A 23,267-nucleotide genomic window follows, 5' to 3' on the forward strand; every position below is an offset into this window, starting at 1 on the left:
GTCATTTCTAGTTTTTAAGCAGCTACAGCGCTCACCGGCTCCTCTAACGCGATTGCGGAGTACGGTACAGTTAACGCGCCAGACAGTCTTGTCTCGAGCAGGTATTTGTACTTATTGAAGTCGATGTCAAAGTCTTCGAATTTAGTGATTTCCCCACCTTTGGCAGACCCAAACTGATAATCAGACAGATTTACGAACAGACCAAGAAGTTTCTTGTCTTTATCAGTTGTGTCATCGTGACGAGTTACGCCATCAAACTGCTCTACTGTATGAATTGCATTTACATTCAGAGCTGCTGCCAGATCTGTTTTAGAGTCATAGATTCTACGACCATTGAGATCTCTTGCCAGAAGCATTACGTTCAACAGATGCGGTGTACAGAACAGATCAAGACTGCCAGATCCTTTATATTTCTCTCTTGAGTACAGAGCTGCAGTGATGATTGCTTCAGCATAAATATAATTCTCACCGAAGTTTGCGCCTGTGTTTGTACCCTGAAGTTCTTTCTTAGCAGCTGCGATATCAACATCCTGATGAATGCAATACAGATCATCATCATGGTAAATTGATTTGATATGTGCTTCGTGGATTTTATCTTCATCGCCCTCGTCACGTCCGTCCCCAATGAGTGCCGCCAGCGCAAGCGTTTCATTCATTGTATGACGCATCTGAGTAAGCTGGTATCCTGCTGCGTCGAAATCGGTGATATCAAGAAGGTCGTCACGGTGCATATCAGATTTGATATAGATTGTCTGCGGATCAAAAGAACGGCCGAGCAGAGTAATCTGAGCCATGTTCTTTTTGTAATCGCCTTTTCTCTGATAACCTTTAGCTTTCAGATCAGCGATTCTAGCATCGGCGAATCTTGTTCTTACTCTTGCGAATGGTGATTTATGAATCTTACCGATAACATAATCAACCCATGTCTGGTCACGCTCAAGGGTATCCGGAGCGCCCTTTTTCAGAAGCTCATATTCCGGGAATAATTTGCCAACTGTTTCCTCAGAAAAAATACTGTGGGATAAGGAATTGTTCTGTTCATCAAAAATTTCCATAGCTGCACGAAGACTTCCTACACCAGACTGTTTTGCCAGTTTCATAATTTCCATCTCATCTGCATGTGTAAGAACGCCGCCATCTTCCATTTCTGGATCGTTATCGAATACATTATGTTTCATTTCGTCATCATCTCCTTCATCATTATTTTCAGCACCAGCATCTTCCAGTGCCATTCCAACAATTGCGTCAACAGCATCGCGCTGCTCCTGATTCATGGTACCAAGGATGTCCGCAATTGTTTTTTCTTTGTTTTCATCTGCCATTTTCTGGTCTCCTTTTTCTTTTTTCTCTGCCTCATCAGAGTGGAAAAGTTCAAACTCTTCGCCACTGTAAATGACAGCTTCTTCTTCGGAAAATTCTCCGTGCGAAAGTACAGGCTGAATTGATGCTCCAGGATTCGCGCCAGCCAGCACTAGACTTACCTCACGAATATTTCCGTGCATAACATTTTTTCCTGCTTCTTTAAGCTGATTTGCAAAGATTGAAAAAGCTGTAATGTCTCCGTGCTCAACTAATTTTTTCGCGTTCTGCCCGGTTTCGGTGTCATTGAATTTAACAAACGTAAATACACCATTGCCTTTATTTTCAAGCAGAGCGTGACCAAGTACAGCATCCACGCTGGTGTGGTCGTGATTCCAAACTAATGGGACAATCTGGCCATCATTGTCTTTAAACGCATCTGGCATAATTGTTCTTCCGTCAGAGCATTTAACATTCGCTTTGGTGGCCCAACCACAACAGTCGTAATCTTTTTTACTAACCATTTTGATTTTCACCCTCTTCGTATTCATAGTCTTCTGGCGATGACCGATTTTGGTCTGCCGGCTGACTAATGTTATTATTTACAAGTTGATCTGCCATTGGATCTGCTGACGGCTTCATACCGATTACCTGTCTCAATTCATTAGAGGTCATGATACAGTTACGGGTGAATTTGTCCGCAATCTCAGCAATATTACTAATAGGAACCAATTTAAATGGATCCTGAAAGTACATGATTGTCTGCCCCTGTGTTCGAGCAGTTTTTGTCAGGAATTTTCGTTTCATTTCGTCAACAATTGCCGATACAATTGGTTCAATAGTTCGGTTCATATAGTTCAGCATTGTCTTTTCATCTGCTGTGCCATCCATAACCTCCTGTGTTATACCAAGCTGGCTGTACACAAGGTTTGTCCAATATTCGACCTGTTTAAGAAGATTGTTCTCAACCGAGCGATTGAGCTGAATAATTTTTTCTGTTCCGTCGGCATACGCAACTCCATACTTGGAGTTAGATAGCTGTTCTTCTAAAGCTTCTCTTCGTTCCTCTGCAAGTTTTCTTTTAGATTCCGAACGTGTAGTATAGGGTAACTGAATAATCAAATTTAACTTATTCGATGCCGTTTGTTCATCTGTCACATCTAATAAAGCCAACTTTCTTTTCAGTCGCTGCACTGTCGAGTTCGGTTCATTAATTACTTCATACAGAGGATTCTCAACAATACCGATCATTCGCTTAGGGAACCATCTCTCTTCTTTTTCGCCAGTAGTATCGTTGTATAATTGAACGTAAACATGCTTGGGTTTCCATTCCAGAATTTTGCCAGTTCTCATGGAGGCAACATCAAATGAATCACTGATTAAAGGATCGTCACCATATGTGTCTACTGGAACAATTGCAACTACGCCCTCATCTAGCATCGAAAGGACAATATCCTGAATAAATGATCTTGGAGTCTGATCACAATTCGCTTCCAATGTTAAACACGAATTTAATCGGGAATCTTTTTCTTTCACAAAACTTCCATTACTATCAATTTCGCAGTGTTTGATATCAATCTGTGCTACGTCTAATGAAATTCGATTGAAGATTGATGTGATGATTGACTTCTCATTACCTCTACTTAATCTAGCTTTATCTGGACGAAAAGAATAACCGGAGCCTGACACTCCGTAAGAGTATGTCGGGTCCCGGTTAAGAAACGCATTCCAGGCATGTTTCAGCCTGTTTCCAATATTTAATTCCATTTTGAATTCCTACTTCCTATTCAACAAACTTCCAATCATCTGCCAACATGTCTGCCTGTGATGCTAACCATCCCATCTGAACACCAGAAGTTCCGACAAAAGCAATAGCTTTGTTTCCGATAGCATCATGTTCACAATTTACTGCATTTCCTTCCGCAGTTTTATATGAAATTCCAGTTGCAAGTTGGATATACTGTTCTTTTCCGTTCCAACCTTTACGTGCCACTTTCATTCCACGTTTCAGATATTTAATTGCTTCTCCAAATGAAAATGTAGCTTCTCCTCCCAGTTCCGGGCAATTCTCACCATCTGCCAGCACCCACTCATCAGAGCAGATATTTTCAAACGTATAATCTGGAATTTGTGTCTCTCTGATATCCAGCTCTTCACCGTCTTTTGTGTGAATAATAATGGTCTGCTTCTCTTTGGACCAGAACCAATAACCACCCCATGACGGGAGTTTTACTTTGGCTCCCTGTTTCATTGCTTTAAATGCTTCGTCAAATCTCATGTGCTGTTTTTCTCCTTTCTTATATACCAACAACAGAAGGCTACTCGCCGTCACCTCTTGCGGTTTTCACCTTATAAATTTGTTGCCGGTCTAACTAAACGTAAATTCATTTAATCAAACATCTCCCTGTTAATCTTATATGCTACATATGCATCCATCATAGCGGCCACGGAATCGATTTTTGCATCATAGCGGTTTTTCAGTAATTTACGATTACCATTGGTGTCTTCGATTGTAATGCAGTTACCCATGGTAAATGTCATAAGAGCCTCATCGAACAGAAGCATTCTGTCTTCGGATAATTTCTTCAATTCTCCTAGCGGTACTGATTCTGTCTTAGCCCCCTGAATTACTTTCACTACACCATACTCTCCGTTTTCTCTGCCCCATCTTTCCACAAATTCTTTCGCATTGTACGGATCATATCCGAAACACGAAACATCATACTGACATTCTTCAATGTGCTGGTCCAAGTCGTCATACACTTGCATCATATCTAATACAGTTCCAGGCATAACAACTAAACTACCTTCCTGTAAGAATTCGTCGTACTTGATTCGCAGAGCAGTAGGCAGTTTTTGCATTGTTCTTTCTGTAATATAATTTCGGGTTTTAACACCAAATGATCCATTGGCTAATGGGAATAAGAAAGTGAACGAACAGAAGTCATCACCTTGAGAAAGATCGGCGCCAAGTGCACACGGCATTTGCCAGAATTCTCTGTGTCGGTGACATAGCGTCTCTTCGTATGTGAAGTAATATGTGTATCCCTCCATTGGAATACCAAATCGTTTTGCCAGAATATCGTTTCTTACCGCGGGGTTCTTTTCTGCACGTTCAACGTCAAGCTGGTACGTTTCGTAACTTACCGTAATTCCAATGTTTGGATTTGCTTTCATCCACATCCGTGGGTCATTGACCTCATCGATAGAATCCAGCTTGTACCAGAAAATGGAAGTGTGCGGAGCATTGTACTCGCTTTTGAGTATGCTCATCAATTCCATTTTGATTGTATCGCCCGGTCCATTTCGGACGGTACCTTCCGAGCTAACAGCGATGATCAGATAGTCATCATTCTGTCCGCCACTCTGTTCTTTACGAGCTCCCTGTTCCAATGCGCCGACAACATCCTCACGAACATCGCCAGACAGCCACTCATCAACAGTAGCGCATTTAACTCGGAGACCCTGAAGCTTGTCAATCGACATGGGTCGTACTTCAAGCAATGAGCCTGTGATGAAATTCTGGATGCCTTTCTTAGTGCTTGCTAACATGACTCTGTCAGCAATAGAACCGGTAGTGTTTCTAAGTGACCCTTGTGTGAGAAACTGGAAGAACGGACCTTTTGCTCTCGTGATGGCGGTTCTGATAGGCGACATTACCTCGTCAGCCTGCGCCATTGTTGGGGCGGTTGTTACTTGATGTGTTGTAGATGTGTCTATATTTAAGAAGTAACTCTGAATCAATGACTCATACATTGACTTAGATGCGCCTCGAGCAACAATCAGATACTGCTTTGTGATCAGTCGTTTTCGGATGGTTTTCTTCACATAATGACCACCATGCCCATCCGGATCTGGTTGATATACGCTACGTTCTACATAGTAATACCAGCCAAAAATCTCCTCAGCCCAAAGTTTAAATGAATCTAGCATATGAAGATCTTCGCCATCAGTAAGTGTACATTCATTCTCGCTATACTCAACGAATCCTTCAACCGCTTGGTCATCGTACCATACACCTGGATTTGCTATGAGTGCATCAATACGGTTCATCTCCATGGAGATTTCTTCGCAAACCGGTATTTCGCCTCTTATTACGGCATCTCGAAACTTGCCATAATACCTCGGTGTGGCAGTATTCGAAAGTGCCATATGCAATTACCTCTTTTTGTCTTCTAATAGGAGCTGAGAAACATAGCTTGCTCCTCTACTCACTGTGCCCGGATCAATGTCACGATAATTTGCTTCGTAATATGGTGCATCTCTATCGCGATCAGGATTGTATGTGCTCTTTCCAGATCCTTCTACAGTTCCAGACCACGGACTGTCGTCAGATTTATTTTGGCTTGTGCCTGAGTTTTTCTGAGTTGACCCTGCATCAGATTTCTTACTCTTTCTTTCAGCGTAAGGGCCTTCTTTGAAATGTTTCTGATTTTCATCGATTATTTTTCGATTTGTATAATCCTGAGCCATCTTTTTTAATCGTTCAGAATAACTGTCTTTCTTGTCACTGAGACCAAGTTTGTCTTTAATCTGTTTTTCGCCATACTCCAAAAGTAGTTTCGTACCTTTTTCTTTAGCACCATCTAGCAACATTTCACCAATGCTGGCAATGTATTTCTGACCTTTACTTCTTGTATCTGGCATAAGTGATGCTAACTTTTGTTCCAGCCGTAAGCGTTCAATTTTTGCAGCGATCTCTTCGTTAGACATATTCGTCATCGATTTTGATCCGGATGCTTTTTTACTCTGATTTGACGGATTGTCAGAAAATTTCCGTAGCTGTTTACCACCAGTGATATGACTGTACTTCTCTTTATACTTAAGAGCTTTCTTTCGCCCTTTTAGTGTCATAGAACCATCAGACTTATAATACTTTTTATTCTTGGTATCTTTTGTAAACTCATCGTAGCCGTACTGGGTCTTCAGAGCACGTTTCTTTCCAGCATAAGTAAGACTTCCATCTTTATTCTGATATCGGCGGACACCCCATTTCATGCCGAGGACGCCATGATGGTATAATTCATTCGCCACTGTTTGTTTCACCCTCTTTCTGTTTATTACATTCATATTCCAGATTAAGCCGCCACTCCCATTCAGCAATCTGATTTTTCATCGCATCCGCAAGAGTGGAGCTTGTTGGCGGGTCAAACAGTATTCGAACTCTGAGACACACATAAGTTTTAACAGCTTCGTAATTCTTATCATCGCCAAGGAAATTTGACCATGTAGCTGTACTGTCTGTAATCAGAAATGGTTCAGACGGTCCGACACCGATCTGGCGTAATCCCATAAGAACGGTATTAATGTGCATTATCAATTCGTCATTGAAGTGATCATAGCTTTCTCCGATTCCGACAGCTTTGGCGACGGTTTCTAAAATGCTTTCATTCATAAATTCATACCTCATAAGGTTGACTTTTCATTTAATTGCTATATAATGTGCTTGTGACGGCACAGAGATAAGAGCTCCATGCCAGCACATACTATTTTTAAGAAAGGATGGTGAATACAATGCTAGATGTTTTAATCATGTTTATGGCTAAAGTTAAAGCCGTAACTGCCAATGTGGATGCAGAAAAATCCGCAAATGCAATGTGCGAAGTTCTTAGAACAAAAGAACTGTAGTACGTATGTGATTCTAAATTTACTGCAACATTATTTATCCATTTATTCTGCATTGTTTATTGCATTCTTTTGGAAATCAGCTGTTATCTTCTCCAAGGACAAGTGTCGTTTGGAGTCCTTTCAATTGGCATAGTTGCCATGAGTATACTTTCATCCCCATAATGTATAGCATCATGAGTACGCTTAGTAACTGTAATTAAATTTTCTGGGTCAAGAAGTTTTTCACTTCGATTCTGAATATCAGCCAGAGTAATTGGTTCGATGTGATGGATCAATACTTTCTGTCCACGGATTTCTCGATCAGGGCATCCAAGATCACATCCGGAATCTCTGATGATCACAATATCTCTAACTCTTTGCCACTCGGGCGATTTGTAAAAGATTTGATTCAGATAGCGATGACATCCGAACGTTTCTTCACCAACTGTCCCTCCAAGTTTCAAATATCTGAATCGTTCTTCGTACGTGGTAAGTGCGATCATCTCTGAATATGTTTTAATAATCATCATACTGATCACCGTCGTCTTCTACTTCATCGCCATGACCGCTGTATCGTTTAAATGCATTGATAGCATTGTTGATAGCTTCCTCAGTTCTACCATTCTGCTGTAACGCTTCAGTTTTTGCTCTTAGCAATTTATTCTCTTCTTCCAGACGCTCACGCTCCAATTTTTCGCGTTTTGTTGCCAATTTTAAATAATGGCAAATAATTGGAGTTGGCGCTGTTCCATCGCGAAGCTGCTGCTCTGCTGCATCGACTGCCAAAGATATCATTTGATTCTCTCTAGCTTCTGGCGTCATGGCAGGGGGCATTTCTCTGGCTTCTAATGGTTTTACTACTCTTTTCGCCATGTTTCATTTCTCCTTTACTTACTTATACGCGCCTTTAGATAGCATTTACGAGAGTTATACAGTACATAGCAAAAAATGTCTTGTCACAAAATCGGTAAACACAGGTACTTATACACAAATCGAAAGGAGAAGATACTTCTTTTGGACTACGAAAAATGGAGGAATAGGAGGAAATATTCTTTTTGTACTGTATAGCTCTCGTAAACACCATCTAAAAATATAAATTGTTCTCCAGAAATTTCCCTCCGGAGAAAAAATAAAGACCGCGCCGATGCAGGGAGGGGGTGCAATTTTTTAGCCCCCCCACTATGCTTTATGATTAAGCCGCATCAGTGGTCTCATTTTCATCTGAATCAGATGGTTTTCGTACAACTTTTTGATAAATGTTCAAGAAATCATACTTAATTATTTCATCAATTGCGTTTTCAATAGCAATTTTCTTTTCTTCTGAAGACATTTCATCAGAAACATTAGCAAATCTATCTAATTTGCCGCAACAATCGTAATTATGTTCAATGTCAAACATGAACCAATCATCAAACTGAGTGAAAGGATTGTAAGGATTGTCAATTGTTGTTAAAGCACATTCATTTAACATTACTTTACGCTGCTCCTTTCAAGTATTTAGAAACTGTTGATGTTGAAATTCCAAGTTTGTCTGCAATTTGAGCAATTGTATAAGAAGAAGACAATGCTTTAATCTGTGCCTGCTTTGCTTGATTGATCTCTTTTGATGTTTTCGGCATTGCTCTTTCTCTTAATGAATCAGCATCACAATTATTAAGTATTCTTTTAAGTATTGTTTCGGATACAGCGCCAGCTTGAATAGCTTCCCATTCTTTGTCAGTGATCTGGATGTTTCGATCTCGTCTGGATACAGAACCAACTTCCTGTCTATATTTAGTAAGAGCCTGTTGTCCAGCCTTTTTAACGTCTTTCTTACTAAGTTCTGAACCTGCCGCTTTGGCTACTGCTTGTTTCTCTTTAACAGTGGCCGCTGCTTTAAGGTTAGCAGACCGCTCCCGTATAGCGTTCTTCTCCGCTGTATTGAGCTTATCCATAAGGGAGTCATACTCGGCTCGGTACTTAGCCTTGGCGTCCTTGTTATACTCGATCTTACCGGTAGACATCTCCAGTTTACGAGCCTCATTAGCCAGGGACTTCATGCTATTAGCGTAGTCCGCATATACGAGCTCCATAGGATGGCGTCTCTTAGATACCAGAGTGTAGGCATCATCGGTCTCTGCCATGTTGGTACTCTTTTGCATATGCTGTTTAGTAACTTCAGTGACTTCACCGGTACGCTTATTAATCTTCTTTACGGTGTAGTTGACATCATCTGCGGTCTTCCATATGAGGGCACCCTCTGGGCGTGATGGGTCATACCAATCCTTACCCTTAATGTTGTACCGGGGAGAGCCCTGTCGTTTAGGTACATCGTACTCGCCCTTTGCTCTGGATACGATAGTCGACGCACCGCCACCGTTATCACCACGATACTTCTTTTTAAGATACGCAATATCGTTATCCCGTTCGCTGGCTTTGTAGTCTAACTTATGCTTTTCTGCATCAATGATAACCATACTGTGACGTACCGCTTTCTCCATGTCCTCTGGTTTAGCGCCATACAAATTCATATCGCTGATGAGATTTGAAATCTTACCCATCTCAAGCTGCTTGGTATGTTCAGACATTACACGATACTCATTACCGTTGCGATAGTAATGTTTCTTACCGTTTGCGTCCACAGATGTCTCGGTGGCTCCATAGACAGCTTTATTATCGAAACCAACTAGCCCTTGAAGTGGCGGTGTGGAAGTTATCTTTACTTTACCGGCTTTGTCATGAGTAGGGATACACATAACAGTGTCGCCATCAAAGTCGGCGCCAGACAATCGTTCGGCCACTTTACTATTGATACCGATAGCATCGCCAGCATCTTTACCAATAACTCTAATTCCTTCACGGTTTCTGTTATTTACAGTAAGGATTGGAATCTCAAAACTACCAGCATGAGGGTAACGAACTAATGCAAGCTTCGTGCCGTCTGCATAATTCGGCGCATATACTTCAGTGTCGCTCATGGATGTCATTGGTAAAATAACATGATACTTCTGTCCAGGTAATGCAGCCGCCTGAAGATGAACGGCCGCGGAGTCACAACTTTGTGCAAACTTTGCTAAATAATATTTTTTAACTGTAGGATTCTGAAGCGCACAAATCTCAGCATACTCTTCCATCTTATTGGCTTTGGCGATGCCAAGCTGTTTCTCAGCCATAGCTTTGCTCTGCTTGGATAAAAACTGTGACGGTAATGCATCTTTCCATTCTGACCAATCACCTTCGTCAGCTCGCTTATTAATAAGACCAAGCTTTTTATTGGGATTGTCAGATGAACCAGAAATACGTTCTCCAGTTTTTGAATCGTACCAATATTGACCGCCTAGATTGACATCTTTAATTGCCGATCCAAATGGATTGTCTGGATCATTCTTGATTTTTTTAAGAACTGTATTTCCATCTGGTCCGCAAGCAGGCGTTCCTTTATGCTTATTGGTGTTAAATATAACATCAACTCCAGGTGGAAAGTCTTTATCGTCGCCATAAACGGCCATACCTTTAAGATAATGAGTGCCATCAACCATGATACGAACCTGTGAATATCTTGACTCGCCGAGGGATAAGTCACTCACATTTCTCCGAAGCTCAATAACTCCATCTTTCTGAACGCCTCCGTCTTCAGCATACCGAACTTTAAGACGCTTCGAATCCAGACTCTCCGGATATGTAAATTTTTTTTCGTATGTGTCGCCTCCATCCCTTGAAATATACTCGTTGATGGAATGAATCTTGTTATAATCATAAATCTCTTTATGTTCAGTTCCAGGCTTGCATAATACTTTCAGAGTTGTCTGTTGACCGGGATTTGTGACCTGTGGTACACGTCCACCATACTGAACATATCCGTCTCTCTGAAGAATATAAACAGCCTGAGCAAGTTTCTCTTTTGAAATATTGAGCTCTTGCGGAACACCGTTACCGATATCCACCATTCCATACTTGTCGACCTGCTTCTTCAAGAAGTCAGCTGTTTCCTGAGCCTTACGCATGTTATTCTCGGATTCTGAATTAAGCCAGGAGCGAACTGTAGACTCACGAACGCCCATCTGTCGTCCGATCTCGGTGTAGCCCAGTCCGTCCTCGCGTAAAGATTTTGCACGATCAACAACTAGCGCTCTACGCTCAGCTGTAGCTAACGCTTTTTCTGTTCGGTACTGAGTTGTGGTCAATCCAAAAGTATTCTTAATATTCTCTGGCGTCTCGGTCCAACCACTCTTCTTAAGCTCTTCAACTCTGCCTAAGAAATCGTTAGTATGCTGATAGGGATCTTCTCCGGATCCCCAAGGATATCGGCCAGAATGTCTTGGCGTTCCGTAATGCTCAAGGAACTCTTCATCATCCATTTCAGCCGAACCCAAATACGATAATATTTCGTCTGCTAATACTGACATGTTCTAATCCTCTCGATCATCATATTCCTGTAACACTTTATCCAACTGCTTGATCTTATCCATGATTGGAACGATATCTTCCGCGGTTGGGTTGAAAATATCAACATCGTCATTCTGATAGATTCTACATTCGATGCCTGCTAACTGGTCAGGACGGAAGCGATACTCCAAACAAAAAAGAGCAACATATATCAACAGCTGCTCCTTGTGTACGGGACCTTTCCCAGTTTTCAAATCATGGATTCGTAAGAAATTATCTCTGAAAGATATTGCGTCTGCAGTTCCATAAAATCTCTCAGAATAATACAGAACTACTTCCGTTTGCATCTTGAATCCGATTGCATCATTTACATATGCGGATAATGTTTTCTTTGATCGTGGCTGTCTGATGCCAAGATCAATTGTGTCTTTCGCCCATGCGTGCAGTTTAGTACCAATCACTGCAGCTCTCTTAGCCTGTAAAATATCAATTGCTTTCTCAACGCTGTATCTCAACCATGCTGGCTGACTAGCACTGAATGGGGCGTGTGATCCTTCAAGTTTTGAATGCCTGTTGAAGATCATGTAGTATTTCCTCCTCGTTCTCAGGATATATGAATCTCGCAAATGACATTTCATTCATTCGGTCAACGTAATAATCCTGGTTTGGTCTGTGGCTCGCAGTACCACTTTTCTTGCATTCCAAAACCGCCCATCTGTCATTAAATAAAATGAGCAGATCAGGAAGGCCTTGAATATAAGTTGGGTCTGTCTTCATAACCAAACAGCCGGGAAATATTTTTTTCAGCTTTTTAATAAGCTTTGATTGAAATTGACTTTCCAACATTTTGGTTTCTCCTTTCGATGACAGATTGGACTGACAGGATTCGAACCTGTGACTGACTAGCTGGATACCAAAAAAAGTTAAACCAGGTTGCTCTCCCAAACTGAGCTACAGTCCAAAACTAAAGAGAAAGTGTTGATGTCGTCTAAAATGCGAACTTCTCACACCTCTCCTCTATAAAAGGCGTTGTTTTTCACGCGAATTTTAAAATGCTTGAAAATATGGTATTAGAGCAAAAATAAGAGCCCTAGATTAACTAGAGCCCTTTTGTGAATTTTTATTTATTAATAGTTTTTAATTTTTTAGCAACTTCCTCAGTTGCTACTAAAGTATCAGCTTTGAGATTTGTTACAACAATATTATCAGCGACTGCGTCATGACGTTCAGTATGAAACATCTCAGCTTCAGCTTTATCCAAAATATCTTTGACACGTTTCCGCTCATCCATAATAGCTTGTTCAATTGTGCAACCATTACAAACGAGTTTCACACGATCGCATAAAATGTGTTTGTTGTATTTACATTTCAAAAATATCACCTACCTTCTACTTGCTCCATAAATATGGTCGTACGTTGGAACCAGATCATCAAGATTGCAATGAAGGGCAACCGCTATGTTGATTAGATTCTTTAAAGTTGGAAATCTCTTTTTATTCACGTATTGACTTATGCATGCTTTTGTTATGCCAGTTCGTCTTGCAAGTTCGTTTTGTCCGATTCCAAAAATAATCATTGAGTCTCTAAGATTATCGCCAAAAATATCCATGAACTCGTGTTCACTCAATTTGACCACCTCCGTCCTAAAAACGTTTTTGTAATACAATTATTTAATTGTGAACACCGACTATTTTTTCTATATTTCCTATTTTATTTTTCACGTAATAATTAAGGGGTTAACAATTAAATAACAAAAATAGGGGTTTTTTCCGTACAAAAACTAGTTATTGTACGTACAGAAACCTATTTAAGGATAGTTATTGTACGTACAGAAACTATCGTTCAAAATCCATCTCTTCGCGATACAACGCTTGTAATCCGCTTCTAAATATCTCTGATTTAGATTTTCCAGTCTTTTCGGACAAAATATCGAGCAACATTTTGTCGACTTTGGATAGCCTCATTTCGAATCGTGTTCCCATTATATCTTCTTTTTTCGGTCTTCCGCCTCTATTTTCAATATTATTCATCCAACACCTCTCTAACGTTTATCGGATGTTCGCCAACATCAGCAACGATGCTATATTCACAATAATCCGGAATAACCACAACTCTATTGCCTACATTAGAATTCAGCTCAGTTTCAAGTCTGTCATGAAGATTCACAAGGTCTTCATACAATAACGTGCAATTAGGTCTAACAAGAAATATCATTTTCTGCTCCTCCACAAATCAATAAAAATATTCATAAGCCCAAAAAGTGTCGCAGCTACATAACATGCAAAATTTGAAGTAACGCACCCTATGATAATCAATCCAAAACCGATCACAGCCTCCAAAATAACACCAAATATGCTCCGCATAGTCATCACCTCCAAATCTTCCCGGTTTCCTTCTCCTTCAATACTATTCTGTTCTCCACATGAAAGCCTGCAAGTTCACAAATATCGAAGATAGAATTCAGCAGCTTATAGAATTTCTCATCCGATTTATCAAAGCTCCGTTCTTTATTCTCTGTGCGTTTAATGGCTTCATATGCTGTCGGGTCGTAATATCCAGACCCATTTCTTCGTATTTCGTTATCGTTCAATTCCTTTAATCTTACCTTTCATAAATTCTCTCAAGTCCTCAGACTTAATATGATACCAACCATCTACGTTGTATCTTAAATATCGCAAGTACGCCCCAATGCTGCCTTTCTTTGGATCATACGGGTTTCGTTTCATCGCCTCTTTCAGTGTCACGCATTGTCACATCCTTTCCTGAATACCAGCCCATTTGCTTCATTTTCTTCACAAATAACTTCATTTCATAACCCGTAAGGCCTACTGCTGCATTAACTCCGCATGTAGAATCATATGACTGAATAATGTTTTCGCCAGAACGCTTATGCAGAATATCAACCGAATGAACGTATTTATACTTGGCGTCATATCGCTCATAATAAACGATATGCTCATTCTCTACATTTTTACAAAATCCAATCTCAGCAAGTTTCTCATCTACACTTTTAAATAATTTCATTTTCTTAATTCCCTTCTGTCAAAAATAAAAGACCCAACGAATGTCACGCTGAGTCCTCTGCTTCCAATTTAACTCCACCGTACTCCCACAGATCACGCTTCAGCTCGTCCATGTCCTGTTAATGCTACTACCATTTCGTCACCGCCAAACATCCACATTTATCACACATACATAACTTGCCAGAGACTGCTACAAATCCATTTCCTGTTTTCTTATAAATTTTACGCTCAAATTCAGCATAGTTGTCTCCTGTTCTGTATACAACCGGTTGCATAATTTCGTGACACACCGGACACAATCTAGTGCTTTCTGCCATATCTACACCTACTTTCTATCTTCCACAGGAATAATTATATCAATGTTGGAAAGAATCTGAAGGATGTTCCATGATTCTCCGTTGAATTCCTTGTCAACATCAATGAATCTCTCTGCAAGATCACTAAGCAGCATCGATCATCGCATCAAGCTGAGCCTGTGTGAGATTATACGTGGCAGTCTTACTCTTCTCGGTTTCCCGTTTCTGTCTCCGCATTTCTGCTCTGCTCATCTAAATATGCCTCCCATGCTGAATTAAACATATTACTAATGCCAGCTCTTTTATATTTTTCTTCCTTGCATTCACAAACACGATTAGTAATCTCATACACGCAAAGAAAAATCACAAATATCAATATTAAAATTTGTACAAATGTCATTCTATATAGCCTCCTAAGTAAATGTCTTTAATTTTATCTGCTTCAAGTTCTAAAATTTGGATTGCATTCATAACCTGAGAAATCCTATCTACTGTTGTGTAATCATTAGCCATTTCTTGTATATAAAACTCGTTAATGAACAAATTTCTAGCATTTTCTGCAGCATCTTTGGTTGTATAAATACCAAAAAGATGCTCCTCGTATCCGTAACTGTTAAAATAAGTGTTCCCATGAACTAAATATAAAATCATCCTTTATCCTTCCACTTTCTTTTCATCTGCCATTTTTACCATATGTTTTCTAGCATTTAATGAATTGCCATCCCAATTAAATGCTTCTTCTTTTATCACATCTCCTATTGGTCCGATTACAATATTCTCCATCGCGTTTACATAAAATTTATAACCATTCACATACACATAATCACCATCAATATCACAGCCAGCCACTTTTGCAGCCTCAAAAATATCTTTTTGTGACCATGACGTACAGAAATTTCGATTCTCCTCGATCCGCTGTCTAATGAATGCCATAATGAAATCTTCTGCGTATCCGTGGCAACAAAGATCATTTTCTGGTATGTAATGACGAGAATGAAATTTAGTTCCACGATCATATACAATTAGCACAAATCTTTTATTGGCATAATCATACCAGAAATTAACCTCGACATTGTATTCCTTGGCGAGTTTTCCTAATTCTACAAGCATCTCATTCTCCTCCACATCTTTTTATATAACGAATTTGATTGTATGGAATAGCTGCCATCAAGGCGTAATTGTCGTCACATTCTTCCTTTTTGTGCAAAAACAAACACATATTAGGATTTGTGTTTTCAATGTAATCACACTTGCAATCGAAACCCATAATAGTTCCATCGATTAATTCCGCTACAAAATAAACTTTATTATCTTCCATTTTTATTCCTTCCTCTCCGATGATTTAGAATGTACCCGCCATACCGATCAGGTGTTATATTCTTTTCTATCTTAGCTTTCCATTTTACCCAGCCCTTACGCCCACTTATCCGATTCTGCTCTTTAGTGAACATTGTTGAAATATCATTACTCATTAAACATCCCTCCATTTATAATCATTCATTGCCGTTTTAAATATAATAGTGATGACTTTCTTTTGATCATCGTTTAAATCGTCCCTTAACTCAAAAGATCGAATGGCATTATTCAAAGATATATGGCCACCAAGCAAATTACCAATGATCATATATATTTCCTCCTTTTGCATGCCAGTTAAAGTATCAAATATTTCGCCGATGGTTTTATCATTACTCATAATCTTCCTCCTACCCTAACAAATCTTTATCGATAATCTGGAAGTTAGCTCTATGAATATAAAGAGCCTTACCATCAATCATTAATTTAGTCATCTTAGGTAAATCTTTCGGAATCTTCCAGTAAACCTCATCTCCGGAATATGCAGCAATAGGTTGTCCGAGCTGAGACTTAACCACTACTACCCGGCTTTTACCAAAATAATTCTTATACTCATTAATGATACCGGAAACATATGTATAATCTGTAATACCACCAGACGAATGACTGTAAATATCATCTTGTGTGAATTCGGCTTCCGGCTGTAGTCCATCCTGTTCGAATATACAGGTGTCGCCACAACTCTGAATCTGGTCGCCGTCAACGTTAATCGTGATAACGGACGATAAAGAATATCCGGTAACAATCGAACCATCGCTATCATAAGAAGTCTCTTTAACTTTGTTTCCTGTAATATTAATCTTATCGCCTGTCGTGGTCATCACTCTGTTACCATAATTATCGTAAGTCCGGATTGTATACCCGTTACCTACCAAATTGCCTTTGAATTCATTCATGGCATCATCCAGAGCGGCGCAACCTATAAACCCACTGAATATACAAACACATAACGCCATACACACTAACACTTTAATTTTCTTTTTCATCTTTTATTTTCTCCTTTTATTTTCTCCTCGACAACGTCTTTTCCCCAACCAACGTTCAAATATGCATAAAAATCCCATTGGTCTGACGGACAACCGCTTGGTAATGGCTGCACCGGGTCAAATTTAACCTTATAACCATTAGCGATTAATTCATTCTGTACTGCCTGTATGATTTCGTGGTCGTTTTTGTCCCTGTCGTCAACTGCCATACGTAATGCAAAATGACCATTAGAACTCTGTTTCATAATTTTTTTCATCACATCATCCATAAGTTCCTTAGCTTTGCTGGAAATCATTGTTTTACGATACATTTCTTTAGCTGTCATAACCATATCGTTTCCTCCTACCTGTCCAAAAATCTCCAAATTTTAATCTCTTTCACGATGCTGTATTTAACTGCCATGATAAATAACCCCGAAAATCCAATTATGAACAATAATACAAATACACCATGCCAGAATTCATGATCGCAAAATATCATGCCGATCAACCCAATAAAAAATAGCGCCACCAAAAAGATGACGCCCACTACTAATTCACTCATCCTATTCTTCCTCCTCTTCTTCTATTCTTTTCCTCTGCTCAGCGAATCGAGTTACGTCATTCATAGCGCTGGCATACCCGCTGCTATATCCATTAGTGTAACCTTTAGCGTAAGATTTTGTGTCCGAATTCGCCTTGCTCTGAAGCTGATAAATATCAATACCGTTTTCACGCAATTTGCGAATCAATTCGATTGCCGCATATAATTCTTTCTTTTCAACGATGATCTCATATTTTTCTTGTATGTGGTTACATAAAGTTGAGAATATAAATTCTTCTTCTGTTTCTTGAACCTTATGTGCTATCTCACATGTAATATTATTCACATCATTCATTTTGTTCTCCTTTCCAATAAAAAAAGAAAGGGCCTGCGATTTTTCAACCACAAGTCCTTTCAGACATTTTTGTTTCCCTACGCTTCGATGTCTTTCTGAGTATCCTCCTTGATTGCTTTATCGTATTTTTCAATATCTATTAACACGCTAGATATTTTTCGATCGCAATAGTATTTTATAATAACGTCCAAAGCGTGTTTATAATCTTCGTTAGTGACCACTGGCAACTTTTGTGATAAGTTTTCAATATCCCATGGATGGATTAATATTTCACCATCTTTGGAAGATGAAGTGCATTCATTTGCCGCTTTAATTATTAATAAATGCGCCATCCTATTCATCCCCCCCTTACCAACCCTACGAATTCAACACGCTCCTCTGCAAGAGACACAAAATATCTTTTGCCTTGATAATTGATATAGTCTCCCTCGTATTTAGTATTCTTATCTGGCTCTGAAGCATAAGCCAGAATGTTGATCTTAGTTGTCTTGTTCATTTGCTTTATATTCCTCCCAACCAATTGGCAAAGTGAATAAATGATTGCAGTACGGGCATGACACATTCATTCTATGTGTTTTTGAGTCTTTGATTGGATAAAAACAGTCAAACACAAACCCCTTCTCGCAGGACGGGCAACGTGTTCTGTAGTAAATATTTGGTTTACTACCCGGTCTCTTCTCATTCCCAGGAACCAAAGTATCGGCAATTTTCTTTAAGCTTCGATCAATTCCTCTTAGAGCGTTTAAAATATCTTGCTCGTATCTATCATGAGTTGCCATTTTCTTCATCCTCCTGTTTTGTCAATTTATTGAGTAGCTCATTAATTATGTTTTCTTTAGCTACTATTACATCAGCATCGTCGCAAAGTGTATCCCACAAACGTCTATTGCCGATCATTATGCTATGATATCTATCCTCAAGCTCGCTATAAGCCTTTCGCATCACGCTAACGATAAATCCGAACACAATAAATTCAGCAATAGCCATGGCCAATAAAGCAATTATCAGAATTTCATATCCAGCCATAAGATATTCTCTCCTTTCGATTTGTTATAAAATAAAGGCCCGACGATTAAGCCGAGCCAAATATTCTTATAAAAATATAAATATTAATCGCACGATTGCTACCCCGCACATTATGAATGTAGCCAACCGGAACCCTCCAGATATTCCGAGGTACCATTTCTCAAATGTGGTGTAGTTTTTAGCCATGAATCGCCATTTATTTGCCAAGTTCATACTTCGTCCATATGCTTTCGCTATCACCACATTTACGATATCAATCGACAGCATTATCAGCGCTATCTTTAGTAGTATCATTAGATTTTACCTCACTTTCTTTTATTTAAACTCTTCTTCTGGATAGACATATTCACATTTCTGAACCCAGATTGTACACTTAAATACTTCCTTCAGGAGATTGTACGCACGTCTTGCTTTCTCTTTTGCCTCTTCGGCATCCCCGACAATAGTACGTAGACACTTCATATCCCCATTTGTTTCATAACATCCGAGTCTATATTTCATATATTTATTCCCTCACTTTCTGCATCCTCCGATTATCCACAGTCAATTGATTATCCTCACAAGAAACCGCGCTTAATTGTTTTGCTTTGCACATGTCATCTCTCCTTTTTCTCCTCAAAATTTACTGGTTTCCGCGAATGTAAATTACAAGGCTCAGCAAGACAATCATTGCATGGATCCTCAACATCTTTTTTATCCTTGTATTTACATAAATTACAGTATTTGAAAAAATCTGCCTCTTTGTATTCGTATTCCAAATAATAATTTCCTCCATTCCTGAAATCATCGTTTTATTGTACTAATTCTATTAAATAGTACCTCTTTTACAATATCATGGATTTCTTCTAACATAATCTCGTTATATTGTGAATGCGTGTTATACATTTCAATTCCAAGAAGATTACATACTTCTGAAACAAAACCATCTAAATAACATGAAATCCAATCATATTTTGCGATTTCTAAATCCGTATCGCATAAATTTTTAAAATCTTCTATTGTTTCAAAGTAGACTTCTGTCTCAAAATCATCTTTCCACCAGTTATCAAAATCGCAAACTGAATTATTCATTACATTCTTAATAGTATTTGTTATGGTATTATTTAATCGTGTATACATAATGTTTATTCCTTCTTTCTGTTCCTGAATAAAAATCTTGTTTCATAATTCTATTCCAAAATATCACTCTCCTTTCCAACATACAACCAGCATTATGATGGCCGCCAAAATTAAAAACGCAACGAATCCATCGTTCAATGGTATCACCTCCTAAAAACAAAAGACCCAATGTAATATACACTGAGTCTTTTTAATCACTTGAAATATGAATTCATCACATATTTCTTAAGTTTTTCTATAACTTCGTATGTCGCATAATCTGTCGTATATCCGTTCAACATCTTTTCGCTAAATCTGTTGATATAAACCTCAAAATCCAAACCATCTCTTCTTGTGATTTGGATATAAAGTTCGTCATCATCAGTTACTTTCACATAGATGTGTCCGTATATCCTCTCTTTTAATTTTGCATACAAAGCCATAGAAAAATCATAACCATATTGTGTCATGCTATTCACACTCCTTTCATTATAGAGAGTGTTTAATTCGTGACATCTCCAGTGATTAATTCGCTATACGGAAGCGTCTCAATCCACTTACAGAACTCTCGCCACTCATCTAGCTTGTGATTCTTACGAGACTTATGAATATTCGCCAGCACCTCATAATTCATCATGACATTACGAGTCTGGTTATAGCTGCTCGGAAGAAGCTGAATCATCTGCCACCATGCTCCTTTATTAGTTTTATCGATGCTGTAGATTTCACGGATAAAATTTAAATGATTAATCGACGACTTCAAATATTCAAGAGATACTTTTGACAGATGTTCAGTCGAAAAATCCTCCAACGTAAACTCTTTCTCAGCAATCTTATGCATTGTACTGCAAGAGTTCGCAACAGTACCGACCTTATATGTATCAAATTCTTTCCACCAATATAGAGGTGCAGTAATTCTCGCATATACCGGCATCATTCGCATATATTTCCGATGTTCTGTACCTGCATCTGACAAACGCTGCATGAGAGAGTGGTCACTTTCACCTAAAACGTACTTTTGACCATTGCCGCACCATTCCGGACTAAATTTACATGCTTTCCAACATAATTTATCTTCGCATCCATATCCGCTATCACTCTTATTCCAGCTATTCATAGGATTTCGCATCCCTTCGATAACAAACGCCATCTGCTCTGAACTCGCCAGAACTACATTTTCTAATTTAATCATTTCTCTTACTTGTACTCCTCTCTCGCCACTTCATCAATTGCTCTGCTTTTCTCAAAGCCCATTCATCGTCTATTGGCAAATTAAAACCTGTAGATCCGTCCCAATCTTTGAAATATTCTGCATATTCCACCCCGCTGGAAATTTCCGGATATCGATTCTGAAGAGTTTCAAGTTCTTTCGCCCATTTACTCCACTGAATATCCGATACAATATTGTCGTTATAAATATAATAGATGGTCGAATGAACGATCATCTGCAATCTACGCTGCTTAATTTTTTCAGCTACCGTCATTGAATTTATCACCTACAAATTTTCCTTCATTAAATTTCTTTTTTCTACTGATAGCCCTAGATATAGCGTTATCAATACTGCTTCTCGATTTCAAATGGTAATAATATAAATCAATGAATTTAGTGTTCATTCGATCTATTCTACCTGCAGCCTGTTCCATTACTTTGTAGCTGTAATTCTGAGAGTAAAATATAATTGTATCCGTCTCTATACAATTCCAGCCTTCGCAACCGGCGGTGTATTGAACCAAATATATCCATCTTTCTGCCTTCGGTATTGGTTGATGCGCATGTCCAGACCACTCGGCTATTTCGTATCCTATATATTCATCATCACAGAATAAATGCAGCAACATTTCACGCTCATAATCGAAATTGTAAAATATAATAGCTTTAGGAGTTCTCTCTAAGATTTCCATAAGAGCAACAATGCGTGAATCATCCTCGCTTACTATTCTTCTAAGAACATAGCAAAGACCGGCTGCTTGTTCGATTGGTTCGTTTTTAAATGGATCCCATCTGAGCTTTATAGCTTCTTTATACTTACGAATGTCGTAACCAACAAAAATATCCTCATCGTGTCGAACAGTTGCACGCTTGAAATCCATGTCTACAAGTACACGGTTTCTCAATCGTACTAATCGCTCAGTGTTGATGTATCTATCAATCTGAGGCCATTTGGTAAATCTGGAATATATGATATGCTCTCTACCGAATTCAGTTCTGTTTTTATAAAAACCATTTGCAAGAAAAACTGGAATATAATCGCTCCAAGTGTCTCCGGCAGTTGCGGATAGAATAATCCAATCGTTATGCTTTACGATCTTTAGAAATGTTTTAACCCACACACCAGTGCCAGTCACCTTATCTTCATCAAATATAAAGAAAGCGTCCTTAATATCTGCATATTTTTTTATATTATTCCAACTATCAATAGTAACCTGAAGCTTCTTATATAATGTAGCTTTCGGATTGGTAGATATGCAGTAATTTGCCAGTTCCACCTCCCATTCAAGTGAATCACGTTTCATTGCGGTTGTGATAATATACAGATCTTTAGGATTTTTCATCCGGACATACTTTTTGCCATCATAGCTTCCGCCTTGTTCTTTGAAGTAATAATATAATCCAGTTCTACTTTTACCCGATCCGACACCACCATTGAGAATGCAGCCGTTGTGCATTTTTTTAACTGCATCCTCTTGATAGTCTCGTAGAAATGTATTAGTTTTCTTAGGCATTCACTTTACTCCACATCGTAAATCGTATCACTAGTTCTTAAAACGGTAATATCAGTAACAACGATACGTCGGTATTGTAAGCCGTGACATTTCGCATATGAGTTGAATGCCTCATTCAGTTCATTTCTATCTCCAGCACGAATGGTCAGAAAAGCTTCATCTTGATATTTCGTATCATTATCATCTTCAAATGACACAGAAACTCTTCCGTATTTTCCATTACTCAGTTTTCCGACCCATCCGTTACCCATGTCAAAATAATCTTTCACCGGCCCAGGATTTTTGATAGGTGTTATTACCGCCAAGAGTCTCCCATCTCCATATATATCAATGGTTTCATCTTCTTCTTCTTCTGCTTTCGCAGCATCATAAGGCACCCATTTTTTGAAAATATTATAATATCTCCCAGTGTTACCAAAACATTTCTTTGAAATTGCCAAAGCCATTCCCTTTTCTGGATCGTATTTCTCTCCGTTTTGAGTCTTTACAACTGTTTTTGTTCCATCATCCCATAAAATAATGGTGGCCGGATCATTTAATATAACTTTCTTGATTCCAAATTGCTCTCTCGTCCTGATACCAAACTCTCTTAAAAATTTTGTATAATCCATT

General features: G+C 38.9%; 36 protein-coding genes and 1 tRNA gene. All 37 read right to left on the reverse strand.

Annotated features, from left to right (window positions below):
- Nucleotides 1-14 precede the first annotated feature (14 nt).
- A complete protein-coding gene (locus tag LG34_RS05800; protein WP_109215240.1) occupies nt 15-1,823 on the reverse strand; it encodes an HK97 family phage prohead protease in 1,809 nt (602 codons plus the stop codon).
- On the reverse strand, nt 1,816-3,066 hold the full coding sequence (locus tag LG34_RS05805; protein WP_109215241.1) for a phage portal protein: 1,251 nt from the start codon (nt 3,064-3,066) through the stop codon (nt 1,816-1,818). The genes LG34_RS05800 and LG34_RS05805 overlap by 8 nt, the downstream gene beginning before the upstream one ends.
- A gap of 16 nt (nt 3,067-3,082) precedes the next feature.
- Nucleotides 3,083-3,577, reverse strand: coding sequence for a DUF2829 domain-containing protein (locus tag LG34_RS05810; RefSeq protein ID WP_109215242.1), 495 nt, complete (start codon nt 3,575-3,577; stop codon nt 3,083-3,085).
- 110 nt (nt 3,578-3,687) lie between these two features.
- Nucleotides 3,688-5,451, reverse strand: coding sequence for a terminase TerL endonuclease subunit (locus LG34_RS05815; RefSeq protein ID WP_109215243.1), 1,764 nt, complete (start codon nt 5,449-5,451; stop codon nt 3,688-3,690).
- A 6-nt stretch (nt 5,452-5,457) separates the two neighbouring features.
- Nucleotides 5,458-6,333, reverse strand: a complete 876-nt coding sequence (locus LG34_RS05820; RefSeq protein WP_181369305.1) for a DUF7211 domain-containing protein — start codon at nt 6,331-6,333, stop codon at nt 5,458-5,460.
- Nucleotides 6,323-6,694 (reverse strand): phage head-tail connector protein, encoded by a 372-nt coding sequence (locus LG34_RS05825; protein WP_109215245.1) that lies wholly within the window; start codon nt 6,692-6,694, stop codon nt 6,323-6,325. Before LG34_RS05825 ends, LG34_RS05820 begins: the two co-directional genes overlap by 11 nt.
- A gap of 316 nt (nt 6,695-7,010) precedes the next feature.
- The gene (locus LG34_RS05830) at nt 7,011-7,436 is read right to left on the reverse strand and encodes a hypothetical protein (protein ID WP_242979814.1); all 426 of its coding nucleotides are present in this window, start codon (nt 7,434-7,436) and stop codon (nt 7,011-7,013) included.
- Nucleotides 7,423-7,779, reverse strand: coding sequence for a hypothetical protein (locus LG34_RS05835; protein WP_109215246.1), 357 nt, complete (start codon nt 7,777-7,779; stop codon nt 7,423-7,425). The genes LG34_RS05830 and LG34_RS05835 overlap by 14 nt, the downstream gene beginning before the upstream one ends.
- Before the next feature lie 319 nt (nt 7,780-8,098).
- On the reverse strand, nt 8,099-8,377 hold the full coding sequence (locus LG34_RS05840) for a hypothetical protein (RefSeq protein WP_109215247.1): 279 nt from the start codon (nt 8,375-8,377) through the stop codon (nt 8,099-8,101).
- 4 nt (nt 8,378-8,381) lie between these two features.
- Complete coding sequence (locus tag LG34_RS05845; RefSeq protein WP_242979815.1) at nt 8,382-11,291, reverse strand: helix-turn-helix domain-containing protein; 2,910 nt, start codon at nt 11,289-11,291, stop codon at nt 8,382-8,384.
- A 3-nt stretch (nt 11,292-11,294) separates the two neighbouring features.
- Nucleotides 11,295-11,855 carry a DUF2800 domain-containing protein gene (locus tag LG34_RS05850; protein ID WP_109215248.1) on the reverse strand — a complete coding sequence of 187 codons (561 nt, stop codon included), beginning with the start codon at nt 11,853-11,855 and terminating at the stop codon, nt 11,295-11,297.
- The gene (locus tag LG34_RS05855) at nt 11,827-12,117 is read right to left on the reverse strand and encodes a hypothetical protein (RefSeq protein WP_109215249.1); all 291 of its coding nucleotides are present in this window, start codon (nt 12,115-12,117) and stop codon (nt 11,827-11,829) included. Before LG34_RS05855 ends, LG34_RS05850 begins: the two co-directional genes overlap by 29 nt.
- Before the next feature lie 25 nt (nt 12,118-12,142).
- A tRNA-OTHER gene (locus tag LG34_RS16645) sits at nt 12,143-12,232 on the reverse strand.
- A gap of 159 nt (nt 12,233-12,391) precedes the next feature.
- A complete protein-coding gene (locus tag LG34_RS05860) occupies nt 12,392-12,643 on the reverse strand; it encodes a hypothetical protein (RefSeq protein WP_146190193.1) in 252 nt (83 codons plus the stop codon).
- Nucleotides 12,644-12,652: 9 nt separating this feature from the next.
- Complete coding sequence (locus LG34_RS05865; RefSeq protein ID WP_109215251.1) at nt 12,653-12,898, reverse strand: helix-turn-helix domain-containing protein; 246 nt, start codon at nt 12,896-12,898, stop codon at nt 12,653-12,655.
- Nucleotides 12,899-13,106: 208 nt separating this feature from the next.
- Complete coding sequence (locus LG34_RS05870) at nt 13,107-13,301, reverse strand: hypothetical protein (protein ID WP_109215252.1); 195 nt, start codon at nt 13,299-13,301, stop codon at nt 13,107-13,109.
- A 676-nt stretch (nt 13,302-13,977) separates the two neighbouring features.
- Nucleotides 13,978-14,295: a hypothetical protein gene (locus LG34_RS05885; RefSeq protein ID WP_242979816.1), complete on the reverse strand. Its 318-nt coding sequence runs from the start codon at nt 14,293-14,295 to the stop codon at nt 13,978-13,980.
- 127 nt (nt 14,296-14,422) lie between these two features.
- Entirely contained in the window at nt 14,423-14,611 is a 189-nt protein-coding gene (locus tag LG34_RS05890; protein WP_109215255.1) for a hypothetical protein, read from the reverse strand.
- 375 nt (nt 14,612-14,986) lie between these two features.
- Nucleotides 14,987-15,241: a hypothetical protein gene (locus LG34_RS05900; RefSeq protein ID WP_109215257.1), complete on the reverse strand. Its 255-nt coding sequence runs from the start codon at nt 15,239-15,241 to the stop codon at nt 14,987-14,989.
- A gap of 3 nt (nt 15,242-15,244) precedes the next feature.
- The gene (locus LG34_RS05905) at nt 15,245-15,700 is read right to left on the reverse strand and encodes a hypothetical protein (RefSeq protein WP_109215258.1); all 456 of its coding nucleotides are present in this window, start codon (nt 15,698-15,700) and stop codon (nt 15,245-15,247) included.
- A gap of 1 nt (nt 15,701) precedes the next feature.
- Entirely contained in the window at nt 15,702-15,908 is a 207-nt protein-coding gene (locus tag LG34_RS05910; protein ID WP_109215259.1) for a hypothetical protein, read from the reverse strand.
- A gap of 153 nt (nt 15,909-16,061) precedes the next feature.
- Nucleotides 16,062-16,283 (reverse strand): hypothetical protein, encoded by a 222-nt coding sequence (locus tag LG34_RS05915; protein ID WP_109215260.1) that lies wholly within the window; start codon nt 16,281-16,283, stop codon nt 16,062-16,064.
- 10 nt (nt 16,284-16,293) lie between these two features.
- A complete protein-coding gene (locus LG34_RS05920) occupies nt 16,294-16,929 on the reverse strand; it encodes a DUF5052 family protein (protein ID WP_109215261.1) in 636 nt (211 codons plus the stop codon).
- Entirely contained in the window at nt 16,926-17,261 is a 336-nt protein-coding gene (locus tag LG34_RS05925) for a hypothetical protein (protein WP_109215262.1), read from the reverse strand. The genes LG34_RS05920 and LG34_RS05925 overlap by 4 nt, the downstream gene beginning before the upstream one ends.
- 11 nt (nt 17,262-17,272) lie before the next feature.
- Nucleotides 17,273-17,473 (reverse strand): hypothetical protein, encoded by a 201-nt coding sequence (locus LG34_RS05930; RefSeq protein WP_109215263.1) that lies wholly within the window; start codon nt 17,471-17,473, stop codon nt 17,273-17,275.
- A 1-nt stretch (nt 17,474) separates the two neighbouring features.
- Complete coding sequence (locus LG34_RS05935; RefSeq protein WP_109215264.1) at nt 17,475-17,807, reverse strand: hypothetical protein; 333 nt, start codon at nt 17,805-17,807, stop codon at nt 17,475-17,477.
- A gap of 77 nt (nt 17,808-17,884) precedes the next feature.
- Nucleotides 17,885-18,139 (reverse strand): hypothetical protein, encoded by a 255-nt coding sequence (locus LG34_RS05940; protein WP_146190194.1) that lies wholly within the window; start codon nt 18,137-18,139, stop codon nt 17,885-17,887.
- Between the two features lie 147 nt (nt 18,140-18,286).
- Nucleotides 18,287-18,586, reverse strand: coding sequence for a hypothetical protein (locus LG34_RS05945; RefSeq protein WP_109215266.1), 300 nt, complete (start codon nt 18,584-18,586; stop codon nt 18,287-18,289).
- Nucleotides 18,573-18,833 carry a hypothetical protein gene (locus LG34_RS05950; RefSeq protein WP_109215267.1) on the reverse strand — a complete coding sequence of 87 codons (261 nt, stop codon included), beginning with the start codon at nt 18,831-18,833 and terminating at the stop codon, nt 18,573-18,575. Before LG34_RS05950 ends, LG34_RS05945 begins: the two co-directional genes overlap by 14 nt.
- 315 nt (nt 18,834-19,148) lie before the next feature.
- On the reverse strand, nt 19,149-19,334 hold the full coding sequence (locus LG34_RS05960) for a hypothetical protein (protein ID WP_109215269.1): 186 nt from the start codon (nt 19,332-19,334) through the stop codon (nt 19,149-19,151).
- 95 nt (nt 19,335-19,429) lie between these two features.
- Nucleotides 19,430-19,591, reverse strand: coding sequence for a hypothetical protein (locus tag LG34_RS16655; RefSeq protein ID WP_181369298.1), 162 nt, complete (start codon nt 19,589-19,591; stop codon nt 19,430-19,432).
- A gap of 25 nt (nt 19,592-19,616) precedes the next feature.
- The gene (locus LG34_RS05965) at nt 19,617-19,952 is read right to left on the reverse strand and encodes a hypothetical protein (RefSeq protein WP_109215270.1); all 336 of its coding nucleotides are present in this window, start codon (nt 19,950-19,952) and stop codon (nt 19,617-19,619) included.
- 194 nt (nt 19,953-20,146) lie between these two features.
- Nucleotides 20,147-20,401 (reverse strand): hypothetical protein, encoded by a 255-nt coding sequence (locus LG34_RS05970; protein WP_109215271.1) that lies wholly within the window; start codon nt 20,399-20,401, stop codon nt 20,147-20,149.
- 32 nt (nt 20,402-20,433) lie between these two features.
- The gene (locus tag LG34_RS05975; protein ID WP_109215272.1) at nt 20,434-21,123 is read right to left on the reverse strand and encodes a hypothetical protein; all 690 of its coding nucleotides are present in this window, start codon (nt 21,121-21,123) and stop codon (nt 20,434-20,436) included.
- Nucleotides 21,116-21,415 (reverse strand): DNA ligase LigA-related protein, encoded by a 300-nt coding sequence (locus LG34_RS05980; RefSeq protein ID WP_109215273.1) that lies wholly within the window; start codon nt 21,413-21,415, stop codon nt 21,116-21,118. Before LG34_RS05980 ends, LG34_RS05975 begins: the two co-directional genes overlap by 8 nt.
- Nucleotides 21,402-22,655, reverse strand: a complete 1,254-nt coding sequence (locus tag LG34_RS05985; protein ID WP_109215274.1) for a DEAD/DEAH box helicase family protein — start codon at nt 22,653-22,655, stop codon at nt 21,402-21,404. Before LG34_RS05985 ends, LG34_RS05980 begins: the two co-directional genes overlap by 14 nt.
- A 5-nt stretch (nt 22,656-22,660) precedes the next feature.
- Complete coding sequence (locus LG34_RS05990; RefSeq protein WP_109215275.1) at nt 22,661-23,266, reverse strand: hypothetical protein; 606 nt, start codon at nt 23,264-23,266, stop codon at nt 22,661-22,663.
- Between the last annotated feature and the right edge of the window lies 1 nt (nt 23,267).

It is taken from the genome of Eubacterium ramulus, from assembly GCF_003122485.1.
Classification (GTDB): Bacteria; Bacillota; Clostridia; order Lachnospirales; family Lachnospiraceae; genus Eubacterium_I; species Eubacterium_I ramulus_A.

What these genes read in the sequence shown, in the direction of transcription:
- LG34_RS05800 (WP_109215240.1), bottom strand. Translation starts at nt 1,823, where the DNA reads ATGGTTAGTAAAAAAGATTACGACTGTTGTGGTTGGGCCACCAAAGCG.
- LG34_RS05805 (WP_109215241.1), bottom strand. Translation starts at nt 3,066, where the DNA reads ATGGAATTAAATATTGGAAACAGGCTGAAACATGCCTGGAATGCGTTT.
- LG34_RS05810 (WP_109215242.1), bottom strand. Translation starts at nt 3,577, where the DNA reads ATGAGATTTGACGAAGCATTTAAAGCAATGAAACAGGGAGCCAAAGTA.
- LG34_RS05815 (WP_109215243.1), bottom strand. Translation starts at nt 5,451, where the DNA reads ATGGCACTTTCGAATACTGCCACACCGAGGTATTATGGCAAGTTTCGA.
- LG34_RS05825 (WP_109215245.1), bottom strand. Translation starts at nt 6,694, where the DNA reads ATGAATGAAAGCATTTTAGAAACCGTCGCCAAAGCTGTCGGAATCGGA.
- LG34_RS05830 (WP_242979814.1), bottom strand. Translation starts at nt 7,436, where the DNA reads ATGATGATTATTAAAACATATTCAGAGATGATCGCACTTACCACGTAC.
- LG34_RS05835 (WP_109215246.1), bottom strand. Translation starts at nt 7,779, where the DNA reads ATGGCGAAAAGAGTAGTAAAACCATTAGAAGCCAGAGAAATGCCCCCT.
- LG34_RS05840 (WP_109215247.1), bottom strand. Translation starts at nt 8,377, where the DNA reads ATGTTAAATGAATGTGCTTTAACAACAATTGACAATCCTTACAATCCT.
- LG34_RS05845 (WP_242979815.1), bottom strand. Translation starts at nt 11,291, where the DNA reads ATGTCAGTATTAGCAGACGAAATATTATCGTATTTGGGTTCGGCTGAA.
- LG34_RS05850 (WP_109215248.1), bottom strand. Translation starts at nt 11,855, where the DNA reads ATGATCTTCAACAGGCATTCAAAACTTGAAGGATCACACGCCCCATTC.
- LG34_RS05855 (WP_109215249.1), bottom strand. Translation starts at nt 12,117, where the DNA reads ATGTTGGAAAGTCAATTTCAATCAAAGCTTATTAAAAAGCTGAAAAAA.
- LG34_RS05870 (WP_109215252.1), bottom strand. Translation starts at nt 13,301, where the DNA reads ATGAATAATATTGAAAATAGAGGCGGAAGACCGAAAAAAGAAGATATA.
- LG34_RS05885 (WP_242979816.1), bottom strand. Translation starts at nt 14,295, where the DNA reads ATGAAATTATTTAAAAGTGTAGATGAGAAACTTGCTGAGATTGGATTT.
- LG34_RS05890 (WP_109215255.1), bottom strand. Translation starts at nt 14,611, where the DNA reads ATGGCAGAAAGCACTAGATTGTGTCCGGTGTGTCACGAAATTATGCAA.
- LG34_RS05900 (WP_109215257.1), bottom strand. Translation starts at nt 15,241, where the DNA reads ATGATTTTATATTTAGTTCATGGGAACACTTATTTTAACAGTTACGGA.
- LG34_RS05905 (WP_109215258.1), bottom strand. Translation starts at nt 15,700, where the DNA reads ATGCTTGTAGAATTAGGAAAACTCGCCAAGGAATACAATGTCGAGGTT.
- LG34_RS05910 (WP_109215259.1), bottom strand. Translation starts at nt 15,908, where the DNA reads ATGGAAGATAATAAAGTTTATTTTGTAGCGGAATTAATCGATGGAACT.
- LG34_RS05915 (WP_109215260.1), bottom strand. Translation starts at nt 16,283, where the DNA reads ATGAGTAATGATAAAACCATCGGCGAAATATTTGATACTTTAACTGGC.
- LG34_RS05920 (WP_109215261.1), bottom strand. Translation starts at nt 16,929, where the DNA reads ATGAAAAAGAAAATTAAAGTGTTAGTGTGTATGGCGTTATGTGTTTGT.
- LG34_RS05925 (WP_109215262.1), bottom strand. Translation starts at nt 17,261, where the DNA reads ATGGTTATGACAGCTAAAGAAATGTATCGTAAAACAATGATTTCCAGC.
- LG34_RS05930 (WP_109215263.1), bottom strand. Translation starts at nt 17,473, where the DNA reads ATGAGTGAATTAGTAGTGGGCGTCATCTTTTTGGTGGCGCTATTTTTT.
- LG34_RS05935 (WP_109215264.1), bottom strand. Translation starts at nt 17,807, where the DNA reads ATGAATGATGTGAATAATATTACATGTGAGATAGCACATAAGGTTCAA.
- LG34_RS05940 (WP_146190194.1), bottom strand. Translation starts at nt 18,139, where the DNA reads ATGGCGCATTTATTAATAATTAAAGCGGCAAATGAATGCACTTCATCT.
- LG34_RS05945 (WP_109215266.1), bottom strand. Translation starts at nt 18,586, where the DNA reads ATGGCAACTCATGATAGATACGAGCAAGATATTTTAAACGCTCTAAGA.
- LG34_RS05950 (WP_109215267.1), bottom strand. Translation starts at nt 18,833, where the DNA reads ATGGCTGGATATGAAATTCTGATAATTGCTTTATTGGCCATGGCTATT.
- LG34_RS05960 (WP_109215269.1), bottom strand. Translation starts at nt 19,334, where the DNA reads ATGAAATATAGACTCGGATGTTATGAAACAAATGGGGATATGAAGTGT.
- LG34_RS05965 (WP_109215270.1), bottom strand. Translation starts at nt 19,952, where the DNA reads ATGTATACACGATTAAATAATACCATAACAAATACTATTAAGAATGTA.
- LG34_RS05970 (WP_109215271.1), bottom strand. Translation starts at nt 20,401, where the DNA reads ATGACACAATATGGTTATGATTTTTCTATGGCTTTGTATGCAAAATTA.
- LG34_RS05975 (WP_109215272.1), bottom strand. Translation starts at nt 21,123, where the DNA reads ATGATTAAATTAGAAAATGTAGTTCTGGCGAGTTCAGAGCAGATGGCG.
- LG34_RS05980 (WP_109215273.1), bottom strand. Translation starts at nt 21,415, where the DNA reads ATGACGGTAGCTGAAAAAATTAAGCAGCGTAGATTGCAGATGATCGTT.
- LG34_RS05985 (WP_109215274.1), bottom strand. Translation starts at nt 22,655, where the DNA reads ATGCCTAAGAAAACTAATACATTTCTACGAGACTATCAAGAGGATGCA.
- LG34_RS05990 (WP_109215275.1), bottom strand. Translation starts at nt 23,266, where the DNA reads ATGGATTATACAAAATTTTTAAGAGAGTTTGGTATCAGGACGAGAGAG.